Below are 20,741 nucleotides of genomic sequence, written 5' to 3'. Positions count from 1 at the left end.
TCTCATGATTAATATTCAAAATACCATTTTAGGTAAAATTGTTGACCGTAAACATGAGGAACTTGCTGCACGTTTAAAACAACGTAATTTGCAAGATGTTGAAGAACTAGCGAAAGCTGCGACTCCTGTACGAGGATTTGCAAAAGCGTTACAACACAAGCGCCCTGCCGTGATTGCTGAAATTAAAAAAGCCTCTCCATCAAAAGGTATTATTCGTGCAGATTTTAATCCTGCTGAAATTGCCGAACAATATGAACAAGCTGGAGCAGCATGTTTATCTGTTTTAACTGATGTTGATTTTTTTCAGGGTGCAGATGAAAATATTGCAATCGCACGAAGCCACTGTGCCTTACCTGCTTTACGTAAAGACTTTCTGATTGATCCCTATAATGTAGTCGAAGCACGTGCTTTACATGCTGACTGTATTTTATTGATTGTTGCATCTTTGTCAGATCAACAACTTGAAGAAATGTCTAAAACTGCTTTTGAACATCAACTTGATGTATTGGTTGAAGTTCATGACGAAGAAGAACTGGAACGTGCTTTAAAGTTGTCTGAGCAATGTTTGTTAGGTGTGAATAACCGCAATTTAAAAACCTTTGATGTTGATTTAAATACATCAATCCGTTTGAAAAATTTGCTTCCTGCATCTCGTTTACTCGTGACTGAAAGTGGCATTGCCACTCCAGAAGATATTCGTATGATGCAAGAACATGATATTCACACTTTCTTGGTTGGCGAAAGTTTTATGAAACAACCAAGACCAGATCAAGCCTTTAACGCCCTTTTTGGACAACCCCAAACGGTCTAATAGAAGATATATGAGTAATAAAGATTCATCGCTTTCTAAAGAGCAACAAAAGTTATTGAAGCAATTTAAAAAGCAAATCTCCAATCCTCATTCAAGCAAAATCGCAAGTCAGCCTGAGGTCAAACCACCTCAGGCTGAGTCTGAAGAATTGGAAAATGCAAATCTGTTTCAAAGTGCTTTAGTCGGTGTTAAACCCATCAATAATAGTAATATTGCTGATGTAAGAACTCCGCGTGCAAAAAAAGTTGATGCTCAAACATTAGCTAAACGAGCAGCTGCCGAAGGTGGGCGTGACACTGAGCATGCTGAGTTATCTGATACTCAAGCTGCTTTAAATCCTGTCGCAAGCCAAGCAACATTAAGCTATCGCATTGCTACCCTTCAGCATAAAGTTTTTGAAGACTTAAAAGCTGGAAAAATACGTTGGTTTGAAGCTGTAGATTTACACGGTTGTACCATTGAGCAAGCACGTGACGCAGTTTTACACATTCTCCAGATGGCAAAAGATGAAAATCAAAATGTGATCAAAATTGTACATGGTAAAGGCCCTGAAGCGGTCTTAAAAACCTATGTCAACGGATGGTTACGTCAGCACCGCGATGTTTTAGCTTTTGTAAGTGCCCCGGAAAATCAAGGTGGCACAGGCGCCGTTCTCGTACTGCTTAAACGCGCAGAAAAAAATCCCAAGTACCAACAATAAAGCGGCATTTTCTACAGAATTCAGACTTTTTATAGTTTTCTGATAGAATGCCGTTTTGTTCAACCAGTGTAAGTGAACATTCTTATGTCTATGCAGCAATCGTACGCAAATATTCTGACTGCCGTCGGTGAAGATCTTGATCGTCCCGGCCTTAAAGATACGCCTGTGCGTGCGGCTAAAGCTTTTTCATATTTAACTTCTGGCTATAGTAAAACTTTAGAAGAAGTCACCAATAATGCGGTTTTCCCATCAGATAACCATGAAATGGTATTGGTGAAGAATATTGAATTTTATTCGCTTTGCGAACATCATCTCCTCCCATTCTATGGCCGTGTTCATGTTGCCTACTTACCAGAAGGCAAAGTTCTTGGCTTATCTAAATTTGCGCGTATTACCGAGATGTTTGCTCGTCGTTTGCAAATTCAGGAAAACCTAACTCAGCAAATCGCAGAAGCTGTGGCTGAAGTCACTGGCGCACGTGGTGTCGCTGTCGTTATCGATTCAGCACATATGTGTATGATGATGCGTGGTGTAGGTAAGCAAGAATCAACCACACGTACAGTTTCATTTGTCGGAGATTTTAAAACTGACAAAGAAGCACGCCGTGAGTTTTTAAGTGCAGTACCAGAAAGCTACTAATCTGGTTACTACTGCAAAAAAGCCCGACTCAGTTGGGCTTTTTTTATACCTATATAGCTTTTATTCTATAAAACATAACAATCAAATTATGTGATTTTTGTTATAAAAGTACGCATCTTTAATTTTAAATGATGTATGAGTGAATAATGCGATTTAACAAAATTTCCTGCTTTCTTTTACCCCCTCTTTTTATTTTTAATACCTCAATTTATGCGGGTAATTCACCAAAAGAGCAAGAAATTAAAAAACAGGTTGATCAAAACTTTAAACCATTATTAGAAAAATATGATGTGCCCGGTATGGCTGTTGGCATCATCCAAAATAATAAAAAGTATGAAATGTATTATGGTCTACAATCCGTTCAAGATAAAAAAGCTGTAAATAGCAATACCATTTTTGAACTAGGTTCTGTGAGTAAATTATTCACTGCTACAACTGGCGGATATGCAAAAACAAAAGGAACAATTTCTTTTGATGACACACCCGGAAAATATTGGAAAGAATTAAAAAACACACCGATTGACCAAGTTAACTTACTTCAACTTGCTACCTATACGAGTGGTAACCTTGGCTTACAATTTCCAGATGAAGTCCAAACAGACCAACAAGTTTTAACTTTTTTCAAAGACTGGAAGCCTAAAAATTCAATCGGTGAATACAGACAATATTCAAATCCAAGTATTGGTTTATTTGGAAAAATTGTTGCTTTGTCTATGAAAAAACCTTTCGACCAAGTCTTAGAAAAAACCATTTTTCCAGATCTTGGCTTAAAGCATAGTTATGTGAATGTACCTAAACTTCAAATGCAAAACTATGCTTTTGGCTATAACCAAGAAAATAAGCCGATCCGTGTTACCCCCGGCCCATTAGATGCACCAGCGTACGGCGTTAAATCGACCTTACCTGATATGCTGAATTTTGTTGATGCCAATCTAAATCCACAAAAATATCCGACTGATATTCAACAGGCAATTAATGAGACACATAAAGGTTTCTACCAAGTAGGTACGATGTATCAAGCATTGGGTTGGGAAGAGTTCTCTTATCCAGCACCTTTGCAAGCTTTATTAGACAGTAATTCAGAGCAAATCGTGATGAAATCTAATAAAGTGACTGCCCTTTCAAAAGAACCTTCAGTTAAGATGTTCCACAAAACTGGTTCGACCAACGGTTTTGGAACATATGTTGTCTTTATTCCTAAAGAAAATATTGGTTTAGTCATGTTAACCAATAAACGTATTCCCAATGAAGAGCGTATTAAAGCAGCTTATGCAGTGTTGAATGCAATAAAGAAATAATCTTTTCTTAAAACAAAAAAGGGAGAAATGATCTTATTCATTTTTCCCTTTGTGTCATTCGTAATGTTATTTAAAAGAACCAAACATACCCTAGACTTGATTTCATCCAGTCTCGATGATTTTGTTGTTCATAATCCCAGTTTAATCGAACAGTATTATTACTATTAATCACATATTGCCACTGTGTGTTTAGTCTTAAATTCCACTGGTTTTGGTCTTCCCAATAGGGCAACTCAATTTGCACGACAGAGTTGAATTTTTCAAACCATTGGTTCATACAACCTAAAGTCGGGCCCATTCCCACACGCCACCCTTTATCTAGATTTGAACCGGCTTGTAGGTAGGTTTGTAGTTGCCCATAGCAAATATGTTTGCGTTCATAGTCAGCAAAGCTATATCCGACTTGAGCATTAAAATTCGCTACGCCATGCTGTTTTTCTTCACTAAAAGCACCATCATGAATCGCTTCCTGACGCCAACCCAAATTAAATCCCCAACTCAGCGGTGTTTTAAAAGGTTGAATCGGGTTATAAGAATTTACTTCTAACAAATCAAGATGTTCTAGTTTTAAATGGTCATCTCTCCACTGTGTACTGCCATTTAAAAAGAGTAATTGAGTTCCCGCACGATATCCTCCTTGAGGATCTATTAAGTCATGATAGGCTTGGCGATGACCAAGTTCGATAAACTTGTCTCCTTGAACCTCACCTGCTTTCACTGAAATATTACGCGCATTGTGACCTTGAGTTGGCTCTTTTGCTGGTCTTTTAGGTTCTTGACGCTGTTTGTCTAAATCAATCTGACTTCTTAATGCTAAAAGTTGACGCAATTGTGGCTGAGCAATGCTTTCTTCTATTTGCCGACTCGTAAATTGAAGATATAAATCATCATAAGCCATCTCTAAAATCTTAGCCTGATCTTGTTCACTAAATGATTTTAGAACCTGAGAAGACTGCTGAGTGGACATCATCGCAATTTGATGAGCTACCTTCGCTAATGAGGCACCATGCTGATGAGCTTGGGCTAATAACTGGGTTTCTAAAGCTGGTCGATATACAGGAGTTTTGGTTAATCCTTGCTGCTGCATCGATTTGATGGTTTCCATCGGAATGGAAGCATGAGTGAATTTCTCTTGTAGGTTAGACTCAGGTTTTACTAAATCAACCAATCCCAACAATCTATAGGCACAGTTATCGCTCACAAAGTAATAAGGAAAGCTCACATGTTGCATTTCCCAAATATGAGCCACTAAAAATCGTGTTTCTTCAGGTGTTAAATTTAGCTCATATTCCCATAAATCACGGCTTTCAAAATCGCCATACTCTTTTACCTTACGATAATAAGGCATCAGTGAATATTCACCCGGATATTGCCCTGTTAAGCCTTTCCATGCATATGACCAATTGTCGTTCCCAGCCACAGTTGCTGCATAATTTACAGCATAGGAAACTAAATTTAATTGTTGCTGATCTTTGGGGTCTAAACGCAATAAAGTATGACCAAACATTGAGCTCGGATTGCCCATAAAATCGGTTGCATAAATTAATGTCGCTTTATGAGGCTTAATCTGCCCAATCCAGTTTTCAAATTCTGAACATTTAACTTGAGGCAATTCATTTTCTTGAATGCCTACTTTTTGTATGAGCCATTGGCTGCGCGCCGGAAACTTACAGCGGATCGACTGATTATCTTGAGCAGGCATAAATAATGCCGAGATATCAGCTTTCAGTTCTTCTTTTAAATTATTTTTTCCATTTTCTGACATGAAATAGCCAGAATAAGTGACATCACTTTTATGGTTTTTATTGGCATACATGAGTCTTTGCCATGTAATGTCTTGATCTAAGTTTTTCTGTTCTGCAATTGACCAATATTTTTGAATAGATGGATTTATATCTGCTGAATACGCAATATTAACTGCCAAAGAGGCAAAAACTAAAACAACTGACTTCATTAAGCTCATCAATTTTTATCATTAAATATAAGAAAAACCCTGCCAGAAGACAGGGTTTTCAGTTTCAAACTTATACGTAAGCTTTTAAAACGTCGTCTTTAGCCATTACCGTTTGCAGTGATGCTAAAACTTGAAGGGTATTTTGGTTATTTGCAGAATAGATTTCACCAAAGTTTGCTTTTGAAACTTTAAAGAAACGGTCTTTGTCTTGAGGTTTGATTTGCATTAACTCAGCAAGTACGTTCAGGCTTTCACCTTGGCCTACTGCCATATCACGTGCTAAAGCTTCTGCATTTTCATTTGTGAATGTTACAACTTGCGCTGTTACTGTTCCGCCTTGACGGCAGCCTAAAGTACCGAAAGTGATCCCTAATAATTGGTTAGTAAAAATACCGTTTGTTGTTGCAGCAAGAATTTTAGGCGCTACTCCTTTTTTGCCAGCCCATACTTGTGTACCCACACCACAGCCCACATCGTTGTCAGCCATTGCAACAGTTGAACCAGCTGCTAATAAAGCAGCTAAAGCTAATTTTTTTAACATAGATGTAAATCTCCAAAATCATTATTGATTGTTTCTTATGTGTTGTATTGTTATGTGTAATTTTTATTACACGATATTAAAGATAACGAGAAGGTTGTGATTTAGCAATTAAAAAATAAACAATATGATAAAAAGTGCAAAAGAAAAATTATCTTAAATTCCAGTTACCTTGATTATCTCTGTTGCCTAATATTTTAAGCACAAGTACCAGACTTAAAATTAACAATAAATACCACGACCCTAACTTGCCCCAACCGACCATATGCCAAGCATCGACCTGACTTGGATAGAGCCAGATTTTATAAAAAGTACTTATATTTTCAGCAATCCAGATCAGAAACGCGAGTGTAAACAACACAGGTAACATCGGAATTTTGAATTTATATTCATTTAACTGAAAATAAAGTTTTGTTTTCCAAAAAATAAAAATACTAATCGCAAATAAAATATAGCGAATGTCAGGTACAAAAAATTTACTCATAAAATTTATATATGAGAAAAATGCCAGTAATAGCATAGTTGCAAAACTTGGAAGTTTTTCAAAAGACACCTGAAACAGTCGTATAGAGCGTGCAAAAAAACTACCTACAGCCGAATACATGAAACCTGCAAATAGAGGCACAGTTAAAATTTTAAATACGGCGGGCTGTGGATATTGCCACGATGCAATCGCTGGATGCGTTAAAAATATTTCCATGACCATTGCCATGACGTGAAATAAAGCAATGACCTTGGCTTCTGCCCATGACTCCAGTTTTAAATAGAGTAGGCAGATCTGGATTAACACTGCATAAGTCAGCAAATAATCATAACGATAGAAGCCCATATATTCGTGGCTTCCCATCGGTGCTGTTAAAGCAAAAGCAATTAAAAGCAAAATACCAAACAAGGCTGCCGAAACAGCCTTGCCGATAAATTGAAACGGTAAAGTTAGATGGCGCACAAAAACTATCCTAGATATTTAGCACTATACTCATGCACTGTATCTACAAAGATTTTTGGTTGTGCAGGGTCTACCCACTGAGTAATCCCATGGCCCAAGTTAGCAATGTAACCGGTCTTTTCACCATTTGCGTAGGCATCGTCCAACATCGCTTTTACTGCTTTCTCAATTGAAGCAGCCGAACCATATAAAACAGCCGGATCAAGATTCCCTTGCAGAGCAACACGTCCAGCCACTGTAGTTCGAGCCGTATTTAATGGTGTTGTCCAATCTAATCCTAATGCATCAGCACCTGTGGTGATCATTGGCTCTAACCATTGACCGCCACCTTTAGTGAACACAATGATAGGAATACGTCGACCATCTTTCTCACGTTGTAAGCCTGCAATGATTTTATTCATGTAGTTTAAAGAGAATTCGACATATTCACGGTGTGCTAATGCCCCGCCCCAGCTATCAAAGATCTGGATGGCTTGGGCACCGGCATCAATTTGAGCATTTAAATAGTCAATGACTGAGTCTGCTAAATGATCAAGCAAAGCATGCAAAACTTCTGGTTGAGCGTACATCATCTGCTTGGTATAACGGAATTCTTTACTTGAACCACCTTCAACCATGTAAGTTGCTAACGTCCAAGGGCTGCCAGAAAAACCAATCAGTGGAACTTGACCACCTAAAGCAGAACGAATCGTGCTTACGGCATTCATCACATAATCAAGATCTGATTTTGCATTTAACTTTGGTAAATTTGCGACATCTTGCTCAGTACGTACGGTCTTTTGAAACTTAGGGCCTTCGCCAGTTTCAAAATAAAGTCCTAAACCGAGTGCATCTGGAATAGTTAAAATATCTGAAAATAAAATTGCTGCATCTAAATCATAGCGACGCAAAGGTTGTAAAGTCACTTCACAGGCAAAATCTGTATTTTTACATAAAGATAGGAAATCGCCTGCTTTTGAACGTGTTTCACGATATTCAGGCAAATAACGCCCTGCTTGACGCATCATCCACACTGGTGTGGTATCTACAGGTTCGCGTAACAAAGCACGGAGGAAACGATCATTTTTCAAAGTCGTCATTACCAATCTCTATCTTCTTTATGTGGCAGCATCATAACAAAAACAGAGACATTTTTATAATTTCAATTTCACACAAAAAACTCGTCAATCTACTAAAAAATGCATATTTACACAAAAGTCTACTGCAAGCCGTGGGGTTTTCTGCAATACTTGCAACATGTTACATTGGGGTCATTGGATATTCTTTTAATCACTAAATTGCCAATCTTGGGCTCATAGAAATGAGTTATTGGTAGTTTTATGCACTTTGAGATTAGATCAATTCCCTATTGCTTATATGAAAATTCTTAAGGTTGAATTACATGTTTGTTCGCTCATTACTCGCTATGAGTTTAAGTTGTATTATTGCTAATGTTGCTTTTGCTGCTTCAACAACTGAGCAACCCCTGAATCCTAAAAAGGTATCAGCTCCTGTAGAAGATCCGATTGATCCTTTAGCAGTAGATGCAGTTTCAACTGTAAAAGCTCAAGCTTCGACACAAATTACCGCTCAAGAACAAAATGACCTAAATCGAGCGTCAACAACATTACAAAATTTACAGAAAACTGAAGATCCAAATGCTGAATCAGGCATCGCGGCGTCTACCCCAGCTGTTGCTAAAAGCGCTGCTGCGTCTACGGCTCCTGCGACAACCGCTGCATCATGGACTTTAGATAGCTTAAACTCGGCAGAATGGTCTGAAAATATTGGTAAAGGCCAACTTCCAGTTTATGCGCGTGCCCATGTAATGCTTAATAATGCACATGCATCGCCAGGTGCAATTGACGGCATGAGTGGTAAAAATACATTAAAAGCAATTTCTTCATTCCAACAAATGAATGGTCTATCACCTACTGGTGATCTAACCAAAGAAACTTGGGATGCATTGGTTGCTAAACAAACCAAACCAGCATTTATTGAATACACGATTTCTGATGCTGACCTAAAAGGTCCATATGCTGAGTCGATTCCTTCTGACTACGCTTTACAAGCTAAAATGAAAGGTTTGTACTACACGCGTGTAACCGAAATGTTGGGCGAGAAATTTCATATTGATGAAGGTTTCTTAAAAAAATTAAACCCAACTGCGACATTCAAAAAAGCGGGTGAAAAAATCATTGTTCCAAACGTGCGCAATGATTTACCAGAAGATATTCATTTGATTATTGCCCATAAAGGTGCAAAACAATTGTATCTCTTCAATAGCCGGAACCAAATGATTGCCTCATTTCCTGCGACAATTGGCAGTACTGATACGCCTTCTCCGGCCGGTACTTACAAGGTAGTTGGTGTGGCTCGTAACCCTTGGTACAGCTATTCACCTTCGAACTTCGTACAAGGTAAAAACTTAAAACCTCTTTCTTTACCACCTGGCCCGAATGCTCCAGTGGGTAATATCTGGATTGGTTTAAGTAAAAAATCTTTTGGTATTCACGGAACACCAAACCCATCTTTAATTTCTAAAACTGCATCGCACGGTTGTATCCGTTTAACAAACTGGGATGCAAACGATTTAGGAAATAAAGTACGTTCTGGCGTAACTGTTAAATTCCTTGAGTAATCCATATATTCTTTAAAAGACCTGCCATCATGGCAGGTCTTTTTTATTATTAAAAATGCAACAAACAAGAAAAAATAAAAAAATCATATCAATTTTGAAACGACATGTTGCAGTAATCCTATTTTTCTATCCCCTATAGAACGTTACTATATTTCTCAAGAGATAAATAAAAATTTGGGAGATTAGATCATGAATGCTTATCTACATCGTGGTGAAGATCGAGGTCATGTAAAAGCGGGTTGGTTAGAGTCGTATCATAGCTTTTCATTTGGTAACTGGTACAACCCTAAATATATGGGCGTCAGTGCACTACGCGTGATTAATGACGACAGAATTGATGCGCATAATGGTTTTGGTACGCACTCGCATGACAATATGGAAATCTTAACCTGTGTGCTCGATGGTGCAATTTCACACCGCGACACGATGGGAAATGAAGGCCAGATTAAAGCAGGTGAATGGCAGTTAATGAGCGCTGGCACAGGTGTTGCCCACAGTGAAATCAACAACACTGATACGCCTGTACATTTATTACAAATCTGGATTATTCCAAACGTAAAAGAAGCTGAGCCAAATTACCAGCAAATTAACCTTGACCCACGTAATGATCCAAACAAATGGCATTTAATTGCAGGGCCTGATGCAAATGCACCGATGCATATTCGTCAAAATGTAGAGATAAAGTCGGCTGTATTGGAAAAAGAACGTGAGTTAAGTGTTGAGCCAGTTAAAAAAGTGAACTATGTTCACGTGATTTCAGGTGTCATCCATATTGGTGATCAAGAAGTCAAAGCAGGTGATGCTTTCGTTTTTGAAGATAAAGCTACGATTCAGGCAACTGAAGATAGTCAATTTATCTGGTTTGACTTACCTTAAATCATTAAAAGCCCTTTGCATAAAGGGCTTTTTTTAATCTCCGCCACCGCCGCTATCGCAGCTACCTGAATCTGAAGATGATGAACAATCATTTGAATAACTAGAGCTATGATGGCTAGGACTATTATCGTGAAAATGATGTGTTGAAGAAGATGAATGATCATGTTCGCCAGATGACGAGTTATTTTTTAGATTTCTGAGTAGAGCAATTAAACAGATCAGTCCAATACTAGAAAAAATTGCAATAAATATAATAATAAATAACTTCAAATAACTACCTCCTCATAAAGCGACAGAGATTCTTGTTGTATTCCTATTTCATTATTTAAATGAGTCATGCTTAATAAACAAGTTGTTTTTTGATAAATAAGATACAGCTTCTGCAACAAAAAATTGGCAGAGCAACCTTTCAAAAAGTACAAAGGTTACGTAATACCCATTTCAACACAGGTTTAAATACACTATTCGAACCTCATAAATTATAAAGAATCTTTTAAGTTTTTTTTACATACAAATAAGCACTCGCTCTTGATATACCTAAATGTTGTGCAACTGTCTCTACAGCCTTTTTAATGTCTAACAAACCATTATTCTTTAACTCATGTATTAATTGCTTTCTCTCATTGAGTTTTAACATACGGGGTGTAGTGGCATGTTTTGAGGCAAATTGATCGATATATTTTCGAATTGCTTCAGTCCCATTCGGTTCCAGATTTTCAACAATACTATCAGTTTCAATTTTAGTGAAATGCTCTAAAGCACTTTGCATGCCTTTAAATAGAGTTAAATCAATATTCATACACAAAGCGGCCACATACTGGCCCTCTTCATCTTTAATGCCAATAGATGTGCTTTTTGCGGGACGGCCATCAGCAAACTGATTTGCATAATTTGAAATCAGATTTGGAAATTCTGGAGACATGATTCTGGCAAGTCCTAACTCAGTTGCCGGATCTCCAACTTTTCGACCAGATAAGTTATTGTGGATGGAGAGTATGGCATGCTCAGGATTTGTTAAGTCATGGACAACAACTTCACAAAAGGGAGATAGTGTTTCACTTAAGCCCTTTGCGATTGTATCTAGTTGAGTGAGTAAATGTTTATCGCGATTTCCCAATTTATTTTCTCCAAATGACTTACTGACTATTTCAAACCCTAGCGTGAAGTATGCCAATATTAATTTAGACTTTTTATCTAATTTTAAACTTAATGTAAATCAAAATCTTATATCTCATTGTTATCACATTAGAAAAATGTATTAGACATTTTATCTAAAAGTACATATTTTATCTAAACAAGGTAAATATTTAGTGTGTTCCTTGCGCGATACGAAATCTTGCATCCAAAAACATTGAATAGCATTAGGTTTAATTATGAAAAATTTAACCCTTCCAACTTATGAAGATGTCACAGCCGCTGCTGAACGTATAAAAGGTTTTGCAAATAAAACTCCTGTTTTAACTTCACGTACTGTTAACAAGGAATTCGAAGCAGAAGTATTCTTTAAATGTGAGAATTTTCAGCGTATTGGCGCTTTCAAATTTCGTGGTGCAATGAATGCACTTCTACAGTTCGATGAGGCTCAAAAAAAAGCTGGTGTAGTTGCTTTTTCTTCCGGAAATCATGCACAAGCCATTGCGCTGTCATCAAAAATCCTTGGTATTCCGGCAACTATCATCATGCCTAAAGATGCGCCTGCTGCAAAAATGGCAGCGACGCGAGAATATGGAGCCAATATTGTTGAATTTGATCGCTATACAGAAGATCGAGAACAAATTGGAAAAGATATAGCGGAAAAAAATGGCCTGACACTCATTCCATCTTATGACCATCCGTATGTAATTGCTGGTCAAGGAACTGCCGCAAAAGAGTTATTTGAAGAAGTAGGCGATTTAGATTACCTCTTTGTATGTTTGGGTGGTGGGGGGTTATTAGCGGGTTCTGCCCTATCCGCTCGCAAACTCTCGCCAAACTGTAAAATATATGGTGTTGAACCTGCCCTAGGAAATGATGGGCAAATGTCCTTTAGAAAAGGAGAAATTGTCCATATTGATACCCCACAAACGATTGCCGATGGTGCTCAAACTCAATATTTAGGCAAATTAACTTTTCCTATTATTCAACAAAAAGTTGATGACATTTTGACAGTAGAAGATGAAGACCTGATTAGCTGTATGAAGTTCTTTGCTGAAAGAATGAAAATGGTCGTTGAACCGACAGGCTGTCTCGGATTTGCTGCTGCGCGTAATTTAAAACATGAGTTAAAAGGCAAACGTATAGGCATCATTATTAGTGGCGGGAATGTCGATATTTCTAAATATGTAGAATTTTTATCAGCGAAATAAAAGCCTGAGATCTATCTATGATTTCTTTTAAAACGTCATAGATAGACATTACACATACACAGGCCTCTTGACCTATTCGCATCTTAATTTAAATAAACTTTTGGAGATGGTGATGAGATTTATTTCTGAGTCTGAATCTTGTCAATCATGAACTGGCTTATGATGCGATTTACCAAGCTTTAATTGCTGCAACTCAACCAGAAACTAAAAGTTTTCCTGTGATCCATGGTCAAGCGTCCGATAGCAAAAATACCTTTAGCGTTAAGTCATCGGCGACTCAGCACTTAGCTGGCCTTAAAGTTGGTTCTTTTTGGGAAGATAATCCTAAAAATGGTTTGCCTCGACATAACGCGCTTATTTTATTATTTAATCAAGCCAATGGAAAAATGGCAGCAGCCATCGAAGCAGGCAAAGTAAATGCATTTCGTACGGCGGCTTCTAATGCAGTTGCAACCAATGTATTAGCAAGAAAAGATTCAAAAGTATTAGCGATATTTGGTACAGGAAATCAAGCCAAATATGAATGTGAGGCTTTAGCAAGAATTAGAAATTTCGAACAGATGTTGATAGTAGGACGCAACCAAAGTAAAGCTGAAAAAATGGCAGAAGACCTTCAACCCTTAGGTGTTAAGCTTCAAATCACGAGTGCAAAAGATGCTTGTGAACAGGCTGATATTATTGTGACTGCAACCTCTTCGCACACTCCTCTTTTTCAAGCAGAATGGGTCAAAGCTGGTACTCATATTTCATCTATGGGTTCAGATAAACAAGGCAAACAAGAGTTACCGCCAGAGTTATTTTCACATAGTGGTTTATTTTGCGATCTTAATGTCCTGTCTAAACTTATTGGTGAATTTCAACATGCGCCTGAGTCTGCAACGTTAATAAATATCGGTGATGTGCTTTTAACAAACGTTCAAGGTAGGCAATCTCAGCAACAAATTACAATTTATGATAGTTCAGGGTTATCGATCCAAGATTTATATATCGCCCAAAAAATTTTAGAAATTTCTTAAAATTTATAATTAAACTGCATCTTTCAGGTTGATGCAGTTAATTTAACAGCATATTTCTTTTTATAATGCTTTACTGAATTTTGTTTTTAAAATCAGAATTCATCTTGAGTAAAAACTTTGGCAAAAGATGCTATATATTGCTCAGCCTTAGCATCATAATTTTGAAAACCTGAATCAAAAACCCATCTTTCAATTTCAGATTTTTTGACTAAATTTTGCAGATAAAGTTGATGATGTTTGTCTAATTCTTCTTTTAAACTTCTTAGCATGAGTTCATTTAAACCAGCAGGAGGATTCAGACCTGTATCTAAAATACTCGGCGCAAATGCCACACTTTTAAGTTCCAGTTGATGCGCTGTCTTTACAGCAGTTTTTATCGCGATCTCGATTTTCTCTAATGTAAATTCTTCTGGTTTCCCCATTCCTATGAGTAAAACTTTAGATGCTTGTATGGTTGAGGGAGTCTGATTTATTAAAAGAACATCATTCAATTTCGCGCTAAACCAGTTATTTTTTCGTAGCAGATCTAGTCTTCCATTTAGAGCATCATCTAAGTGTGCCAAACCACCCGAAAAAGAACGGTTATTCATTTCATGTTCAAAGATACAAGCACAGGAAAGTTCAACCTCGGCCGAAGCACAGTCCCAAGTCACGAGTTCAATATTTAAATTTTGATAATGGCCAATTTTAGTTTGCTTTAAATCTGTGTTCATATCTTTTCTCTTCTATTTTTACCATGCATATTTAAGTTCAAGACCTAAATAATTTGAGTCTTTCCCACCTGCTTTCTTAATGGTATCTCCGACTTCAAAGTGCACTCCTTCGGCAGCAACAGACAAGTTAGAATTTATTTTTTGGTCTGCTCTCAGTTGAATATATGCTCCCGTCCAGCTTGAACCTTGCCCTGCTGTGTTTGCCATGCTGTTATTACCTTGGAAATAAACTGCATCATTGGTGGTTTCACGCCACTGCAAACCTAAAGCACTTAACAGAGTAAGTTTATCTGAAGGCTTAAGTGTCAGAGATGGTTTTATGTGAATAATATTACTGTAGCCACTGTAACCCGCCAAAGTAAAGTATGAGCCATTTGCAAAGAGCTGGTTAAAAGTATTGAGCTCATTATCGTTGGCATTTTTATCGCCTGTGGCAATATCAAATTGGACGCCTAAGCGTGGTGACCAAGCTTGGTCAGCAAACGTGTATCCTGTAATACTACTGAGTCCCCATGCTTGAATAGTTTGTCCACCAATTCTTCCATGTTGAAGCATACTTTCAACATCCCAATCGATATTATTCTTTTTACCCATATGACGAACGTCATATAAGTCTCGAATTTCATCGCCCTTAACGCTCGTAAAAGATGCATTATCCCGTTCATAACGCGAGTAATAACCAGATAACTCACCTTCCCACACATTTTGTTTATCTACGCGAAAACCGCTAAAACTTAAATTACGTTTCGAGTGGTCATTAAAAGTTGAATCTTTTTCAATTTGAACAGGTCTGGTGAGATAACCTAAAACTCTCCAATCGCCATATTCATAACCCGACCAAATTCCATCAAAGGCTTGCCTAACGTTTGGGCCTTCACGATTTGAAATAAAACGCTGTAAGTCAAAAGCCATCTCTTGACGGCCCACTCTAAACTTAAAAGTTCCATTGTTTAAAGGACTCACCCAAGCAATAAAAGCTTGCTCTACATCAAGTCTATTCTGATCTGTAGTGCTAATATTCTTTTTATCAAACGCTCGCGCGTCACTGAGCTGAGTAAATAATTGTAAATGATCGCCAATACGGGCATCTGCATGAACTTGTAATCTTTGAATTAAATAGCGATCGGCTTGATTATTTCCACTGCCAAATCTCGCATTATTATTGATTTCAAAACGCTCACGAATATTCGCACCCAATGACAAATAATTATTAGTGCCAAAGGGTATATATTTGAAATTATCCCCTATTTTTTTTGGGACATACGGGTTTTTTAAAACATCCCAATTTTCTTGCCACCGATTCGTTGAAATCTTTGGACGAGTTGGACATGCATTTGTATTTGAAGCCTCATTTTCCGCATGAGCAAATTCATAAAGAAATAAACTACCCGTCATTAATAAACTCATTTTAATTATTTTAAGGTAAGTTTCTGAGTAGTTAATTCGATCGTTTCTATCATTAGAAATAGGCTGGGCCATATTGGTATCCATGGTAATAAATAGGTCATTGCAGAGACTTAGTCTTTTACACTCACACTGCCCCTAGGCAATATGAGTGTCGGTTTCTATCCATCATTAAGCTAATAAATTACTTGATAGATGCATGGATTTCGGCAATATAACCACCTGGAAACTGTACCATAGCCGCCTCACGACCCTCTGATTTATAGGCATTCACCAAGACTGTCGCACCAGCTTTTGTCGCTTTATCTAAAGTCTCAGATAAATTTTTGACTTCATAACCCGTCATATCGTGTCCATATGGATATGGAAGATGACCGTCGGTGACCAACACTGTCATTTTTCCGAAATCAGATTCAACGCGAATACGTCTATACGTTTCATTTGGGCGTCCAATTTCTACACCAGCCGCTTTTGAGTTATCTGAAACCACTTTACCGTGCGAGAAGTTGACGAACTTTTTAACAAAAGAATCGGCACTTTGTTTTGAAATATAAATACGATTTTCTGGAACAGTTTCTAATTTGTTATAGCTCGGTTTAGTCGTGTGCCAATAGAGCTGCATATTCACACCACCCGGCCATTGGATGACTGCATCGCGCCCGATCGGGTCAGGGAATGCATCCACAATCACATCTGCCCCATTTGCTTTAGCAGACTGTACGGCTGCATCCATATCTTTGACTAAATAGCCTGTTCTTTCTAAACCAAAAGGATGTGGAACCGGAGTTTTAAAACCAAATACAGACAGTGTTCCTACTGGAGTCAATACAAGCTGGGAAATGGTCTGACTTGGTGTTGGAGTCACCTGAAAAACGCCCTGTTTAGATTTAGTCCCGCCAAAAGTCGCCACTAAGCTGTCGGTAAATTTATCGAAGTCTTCTGGGTTAACATACACATGCGTTGTATCGTATTGAGGGGCTACACCGGGCGCTTCACTTTTTACACTGGTTGTTGTTTTTGCTAAAACTTGAGGAACAATGGCAACATTTGTGCCCACTAACATTGTGCTTAAAAGCAAGGCTGATAATGATTTACGCATAAAAGACTCCGTAAGAATTGAGTACTACAACTTATTGTGACTTTGTTTGTTGATTAGAAAGAATGGTGACCATCACTAGAGCTGCAATGAGACCGAGATGTTCAAAGAAACTATTAAACGTACTAAAAAATGCTGGGCCTGTATGATTCCAAAAATCGTTTGCAACCAGCATCGCTATTGCTGTTAGGCAGCCTAAAGCCCCAGCTCCTAACCAGACAAAACGATTAAAAATAACCAAGAGCGAGCCAACAATTTCAATAAAAATAGCCGTAGATGCCCAGAGCCAAGCAGGCTGTAAACCGAAACTCGCCTGCTCCTCAATAGCCATATGAAACCCTATTAATTTATTAATTCCACCGACTAAATAGGCTGAAACTAATGCAAGTCGAAGAAGTGGCAGTAATCCATGAATTGATAAGATTTTTTTTACCCACACAGGATTATTATTAATTAAGTCACTCATCTCGTTACCTCATTGATATTTCATTTTTAAACCCAAGAAATTTATGAAAAATTTAAAATATCAATTAAAAATATAAATATTAATTCTTTCAGTCACATATTAATATTTCAAAAAACAATGATTCTTAATTTAAATATTTAAAATAATTATTTAAACAATCTACCACCGCTAAAAAAACAAAATTAACAGACTATATAAAATCAAAAATAAATGTAAACTACTAGATATTTATTTAAATACAAACTGTATCCCCCAAAGATACAATGATTGATAAGTAGAACATCATAATATAGTTTAGCGACACGCCAATTTAACCTTTCAAAATTTAATGGATAAACTAGACTGTATTAATACTTTCATTAGTGTCGTAGAAACTGGAAATTTTAGTCATGCCTCTAGAGATTTAGGTATTACTAGAGATCAAGTTTCTAAAAGAATCTTTTATTTAGAAAGTCTATTTAGTACATCATTGTTTATACGTAACACCAGAAAGATGGACCTTACCCGCTCAGGAGAGAAGTTTTATCAACGTTGTAAAGTTATTGTTAAAGAATTAGATTTAGCTGCCAATGATTTCATCTATGATCAAAAGTACCCTGAAGGCATATTAAAAATTAGCGCTCCTCATGCTTTTGTACAAACATGCTTTTCAGATATTATTTCCAATTTTTTAATTCAATACCCTAATATTGAAATTGATCTTTTATTTTCCGAAAACTCAATAGACATCAATGAAAATAAATTTGATATTATTTTAAAAATTGATGAGGAAATTAAAGAACAAAATATCTTTTTACTAGATACGTATAAAAGAAACTTTTATGCAACGACTGCATTTTTAAATAAACATGGAAAACCTAAAAGCATAGAAGAATTAAGAAATTATAATATATTATTATATTCAAGATCAGATTTAAAAGATAAACTGATAAATTCAATCCCTCAATTAATTTGTAATAATATAGAAATTCTTTTAGATTTTTGCCAAAAGAATCACAGTATTTTATTTATTCCCGATTTTTTGGCAAAAAAATATGAAGATGATGGAATTATTATTAATTGTTCAGAGAATATATTTTCATCAACGGTTCATTTTTATGCAACTACACCGTATGGACCAAAAACGCCAAAAAAGGTTCAGCTTTTCTTAGACTCATTAAAGCAACATTTTCAGGCTATGAATGAAGTTCTATAATTTAGTTTTTTAATCACATACAGCTATTCATTTTTTATTAGCCACAACTCCTTCCAAAAAACAGTCCAGCACCTTTTCCTGCTCGATTGCCACATTGGAGCTTAAAAGTTGAATAATTGCGCCCTCAATCATATATAAAAATAGTTTGGCGTCCTGAAAAGTCACCTCGTTTTTGAGTGTTCTAAGCTGGCTATAGATTTCATTGGTTAGCCATGTTTTATATCTCACTGCGACTTGATAGGCTTTTGGATAGGTCAGTTTCGTTTCAAAAATGGCTTTAAACAATAAATAGTACTGCCCTTCTAAATCGGTATGTAAGAAATAAAGTTTCTTTAATTGATCAATCACATTTGTATGATTTACATGTTCAGCAATTGAAATCACTTTTTCTTTTAAGCGTTCTTTTTGCACAATCAAACAGATTTCGATAAACCGCTCTTTAGAGTGAAAGTAGTTATAAAAAGTCGCTTTTGGAATTTTTGACTCTTTCACAATTCGATCAATGCCCACAGTATGAAATCCGTGATGGTGAAACAAATGAATGGATGTATTAACAACTTCTATGGCACGCGTTGGGAGAACTAAATTTGGCATATTTTTACCGTTATAAATTCTTGTTGTTTCTAAATGAGATACTTTTTTGGGAGAAAAAAAGGCATAGCAAAGCCCGTAAAGACTGTGCTTGGCACATCTCAAGTTTTATTGTTGAACTAAGTTTTTAGACGTGACGAATTAAAGCCTGAAAATTTGTAGATATTCAAACTGCTTTAAAAGTTTAAGTCGTGTCGTTATAGCTTTTGGCAAAGGCTGCCAACAAATTAAGAATGTGCAAAGCCAACTCCTTTTTATTGGGAGTTCTGCCAGACATTTATAGAATTATGGTGGCAGAACGAAAGGGGGTTAGCAGACTGGCCGAAAAAACCCAGCACACCCGAAGGTGTCCCCCTCCCGTTCCACCGTAGAGGGGGCACGAGGGTTCGTCACTAAAAGAATTAACTTTTAATGCTTTTCGGAACGGTCTGCTAAAACCGACTGGCAATGTGGCCAGCAGGCAAAGGATAGTGCTCTACCCTTTAGCAGTCAAGCACACAAAATGACATTTGTTTTAAATTAGATCATTAAAAAGTAAGGATAAATAATTAGTAAGTGATTGTTAAATTGGGGTTTATAAAGGTCGGGAATTTTAGGAAGTGGGGAACAGTGTTATTAGACAATCTAAATCAACTTCTTTGAACATAAGCTTATCGTTAAATTGAAGTATTGCATAAATATATGGATATGCGTATATTCAAACTATAGAATATATTGGTATCGAAAAATGGATCAAACAGACTTTTTTAAATGTCTCTCGGATTCAACACGTTTAGACATTTTGAAAATGATAATTGCCAAGGAAAACGTCTGTGTATGTGAATTAACCCAGCAATTAGATTTAAGCCAACCGAAGATTTCCAGACATTTGGCCTTGCTTAGAAATCTTTCTATTTTGCTTGATCAAAGACAGGGCCAATGGGTTTATTACCGTTTAAATCCCAATCTGCCAGATTGGGCAAAATCAGTTTTAGAAATCATCTCAAATCAAAATGACGACTTGATCAATACAAAGGAATTTAATTCGTCAATTTCAATTCATTGCGAGTAATATTCATGAAATTCTTATTTTTATGTACTGGAAATAGTTGCCGAAGCATCCTTTCAGAAGTCCTATTTAATAGTCGCGCTCCAGAAGGTTGGATTGCATATAGTGCTGGTAGCAAACCATCAGGACAAGTTCATCCTTTAACTTTAGAAACGCTTGAAAATTTAGGCTTATCTACAGAAGGTCTATGGAGTAAGAGTATTGATGACTGTGAAAAATACCAACCAGATGTTGTGATTACCGTTTGTGATTCAGCAGCTCAAGAAGCTTGTCCTCTATATTTAGGTGGTGCAATTAAAGCTCATTGGGGACTATCCGATCCTTCTCATTTGGATCTACCAAAAGAAGAAAAATTAAAAGCATTCCAGTATACAGTTGATCATATTAATCGCCGTTTAGATGCTTTATTTGCCTTAGATACAACGCATTTAAATCGATCACACCTCATCACTGAAATTAATCAAATTTCTCATATTGATTAAAGA

The 20,741-nt window shown here is 36.9% G+C and carries 21 protein-coding genes and 1 pseudogene; 11 read left to right on the top strand and 11 right to left on the bottom strand.

Going from position 1 to position 20,741, the window contains the following annotated elements; translation table 11 throughout:
• Window positions 1-4: 4 nt before the first annotated feature.
• The 4 genes from trpC (at window position 5) to blaADC (ending at window position 3,448) form a co-directional block, all read left to right on the top strand.
• Entirely contained in the window at window positions 5-811 is an 807-nt protein-coding gene (trpC, locus tag MMY79_RS05480) for an indole-3-glycerol phosphate synthase TrpC (RefSeq protein ID WP_252612447.1), read from the top strand.
• Between the two features lie 10 nt (window positions 812-821).
• On the top strand, window positions 822-1,511 hold the full coding sequence (locus tag MMY79_RS05475) for a Smr/MutS family protein (RefSeq protein ID WP_252612446.1): 690 nt from the start codon (window positions 822-824) through the stop codon (window positions 1,509-1,511).
• A gap of 90 nt (window positions 1,512-1,601) precedes the next feature.
• Window positions 1,602-2,150, top strand: a complete 549-nt coding sequence (gene folE / locus MMY79_RS05470) for a GTP cyclohydrolase I FolE (RefSeq protein ID WP_002118643.1) — start codon at window positions 1,602-1,604, stop codon at window positions 2,148-2,150.
• Window positions 2,151-2,296: 146 nt separating this feature from the next.
• On the top strand, window positions 2,297-3,448 hold the full coding sequence (gene blaADC, locus MMY79_RS05465) for an ADC family extended-spectrum class C beta-lactamase (RefSeq protein WP_252612445.1): 1,152 nt from the start codon (window positions 2,297-2,299) through the stop codon (window positions 3,446-3,448).
• 70 nt (window positions 3,449-3,518) lie between these two features.
• Here blaADC and MMY79_RS05460 read toward each other — a convergent pair whose 3' ends face one another.
• From MMY79_RS05460 to hemE, 4 genes are all read right to left on the bottom strand, one after another.
• Window positions 3,519-5,411, bottom strand: coding sequence for a DUF4105 domain-containing protein (locus MMY79_RS05460; RefSeq protein WP_252612444.1), 1,893 nt, complete (start codon window positions 5,409-5,411; stop codon window positions 3,519-3,521).
• A gap of 61 nt (window positions 5,412-5,472) precedes the next feature.
• Entirely contained in the window at window positions 5,473-5,943 is a 471-nt protein-coding gene (locus MMY79_RS05455) for a DUF3015 family protein (RefSeq protein WP_252612443.1), read from the bottom strand.
• A gap of 148 nt (window positions 5,944-6,091) precedes the next feature.
• A complete protein-coding gene (locus MMY79_RS05450) occupies window positions 6,092-6,886 on the bottom strand; it encodes a DUF817 family protein (protein WP_252612442.1) in 795 nt (264 codons plus the stop codon).
• A 5-nt stretch (window positions 6,887-6,891) separates the two neighbouring features.
• Window positions 6,892-7,965 (bottom strand): uroporphyrinogen decarboxylase, encoded by a 1,074-nt coding sequence (gene hemE, locus MMY79_RS05445; RefSeq protein ID WP_252612441.1) that lies wholly within the window; start codon window positions 7,963-7,965, stop codon window positions 6,892-6,894.
• Between the two features lie 302 nt (window positions 7,966-8,267).
• Between hemE and MMY79_RS05440 the strand changes: the two genes are divergently transcribed.
• Together MMY79_RS05440 and MMY79_RS05435 are read left to right on the top strand one after the other, a co-directional pair.
• Window positions 8,268-9,506, top strand: coding sequence for a L,D-transpeptidase (locus tag MMY79_RS05440; protein ID WP_252612440.1), 1,239 nt, complete (start codon window positions 8,268-8,270; stop codon window positions 9,504-9,506).
• Between the two features lie 189 nt (window positions 9,507-9,695).
• Entirely contained in the window at window positions 9,696-10,382 is a 687-nt protein-coding gene (locus MMY79_RS05435) for a pirin-like bicupin family protein (RefSeq protein WP_252612439.1), read from the top strand.
• A gap of 33 nt (window positions 10,383-10,415) precedes the next feature.
• On the opposite strand, the gene MMY79_RS05430 is transcribed toward MMY79_RS05435, so the two are convergent.
• Both MMY79_RS05430 and MMY79_RS05425 read right to left on the bottom strand, forming a co-directional pair.
• Window positions 10,416-10,652, bottom strand: a complete 237-nt coding sequence (locus MMY79_RS05430) for a hypothetical protein (RefSeq protein ID WP_252612438.1) — start codon at window positions 10,650-10,652, stop codon at window positions 10,416-10,418.
• Window positions 10,653-10,875: 223 nt separating this feature from the next.
• Entirely contained in the window at window positions 10,876-11,499 is a 624-nt protein-coding gene (locus MMY79_RS05425) for a PAS domain-containing protein (RefSeq protein ID WP_252612437.1), read from the bottom strand.
• A 256-nt stretch (window positions 11,500-11,755) separates the two neighbouring features.
• Between MMY79_RS05425 and MMY79_RS05420 the strand changes: the two genes are divergently transcribed.
• Both MMY79_RS05420 and MMY79_RS05415 read left to right on the top strand, forming a co-directional pair.
• Window positions 11,756-12,727, top strand: coding sequence for a threo-3-hydroxy-L-aspartate ammonia-lyase (locus MMY79_RS05420; RefSeq protein WP_252612436.1), 972 nt, complete (start codon window positions 11,756-11,758; stop codon window positions 12,725-12,727).
• Between the two features lie 112 nt (window positions 12,728-12,839).
• A pseudogene (locus MMY79_RS05415) lies at window positions 12,840-13,743 on the top strand (ornithine cyclodeaminase family protein).
• Between the two features lie 92 nt (window positions 13,744-13,835).
• Here MMY79_RS05415 and MMY79_RS05410 read toward each other — a convergent pair.
• The 4 genes from MMY79_RS05410 to MMY79_RS05395 form a co-directional block, all read right to left on the bottom strand.
• Window positions 13,836-14,456, bottom strand: coding sequence for a M17 family peptidase N-terminal domain-containing protein (locus MMY79_RS05410; protein WP_252612435.1), 621 nt, complete (start codon window positions 14,454-14,456; stop codon window positions 13,836-13,838).
• Between the two features lie 18 nt (window positions 14,457-14,474).
• The gene (locus MMY79_RS05405; protein WP_354669036.1) at window positions 14,475-15,935 is read right to left on the bottom strand and encodes an alginate export family protein; all 1,461 of its coding nucleotides are present in this window, start codon (window positions 15,933-15,935) and stop codon (window positions 14,475-14,477) included.
• A 109-nt stretch (window positions 15,936-16,044) separates the two neighbouring features.
• Entirely contained in the window at window positions 16,045-16,959 is a 915-nt protein-coding gene (locus MMY79_RS05400; protein WP_252612433.1) for a VOC family protein, read from the bottom strand.
• 31 nt (window positions 16,960-16,990) lie between these two features.
• Window positions 16,991-17,422: a DoxX family protein gene (locus MMY79_RS05395; protein WP_252612432.1), complete on the bottom strand. Its 432-nt coding sequence runs from the start codon at window positions 17,420-17,422 to the stop codon at window positions 16,991-16,993.
• Window positions 17,423-17,750: 328 nt separating this feature from the next.
• On the opposite strand from MMY79_RS05395, the gene MMY79_RS05390 reads away from it, so the two are divergent.
• Complete coding sequence (locus MMY79_RS05390; RefSeq protein WP_252612431.1) at window positions 17,751-18,617, top strand: LysR family transcriptional regulator; 867 nt, start codon at window positions 17,751-17,753, stop codon at window positions 18,615-18,617.
• A gap of 27 nt (window positions 18,618-18,644) precedes the next feature.
• On the opposite strand, the gene MMY79_RS05385 is transcribed toward MMY79_RS05390, so the two are convergent.
• Window positions 18,645-19,211, bottom strand: coding sequence for a TetR/AcrR family transcriptional regulator (locus MMY79_RS05385; RefSeq protein ID WP_252612430.1), 567 nt, complete (start codon window positions 19,209-19,211; stop codon window positions 18,645-18,647).
• Window positions 19,212-19,935: 724 nt separating this feature from the next.
• On the opposite strand from MMY79_RS05385, the gene MMY79_RS05380 reads away from it, so the two are divergent.
• Both MMY79_RS05380 and MMY79_RS05375 read left to right on the top strand, forming a co-directional pair.
• Entirely contained in the window at window positions 19,936-20,259 is a 324-nt protein-coding gene (locus MMY79_RS05380) for a metalloregulator ArsR/SmtB family transcription factor (protein ID WP_252612429.1), read from the top strand.
• A gap of 5 nt (window positions 20,260-20,264) precedes the next feature.
• Window positions 20,265-20,738: an arsenate reductase ArsC gene (locus tag MMY79_RS05375; RefSeq protein WP_252612428.1), complete on the top strand. Its 474-nt coding sequence runs from the start codon at window positions 20,265-20,267 to the stop codon at window positions 20,736-20,738.
• Window positions 20,739-20,741: the final 3 nt, after the last annotated feature.

Origin of the sequence: Acinetobacter sp. XS-4 (assembly GCF_023920705.1) — a bacterium.
In the GTDB taxonomy this organism is placed as follows: Bacteria; Pseudomonadota; Gammaproteobacteria; order Pseudomonadales; family Moraxellaceae; genus Acinetobacter.
Note: the sequence above shows the minus strand (reverse complement) of the source record. Positions and strands in the feature narration are given on the sequence as shown.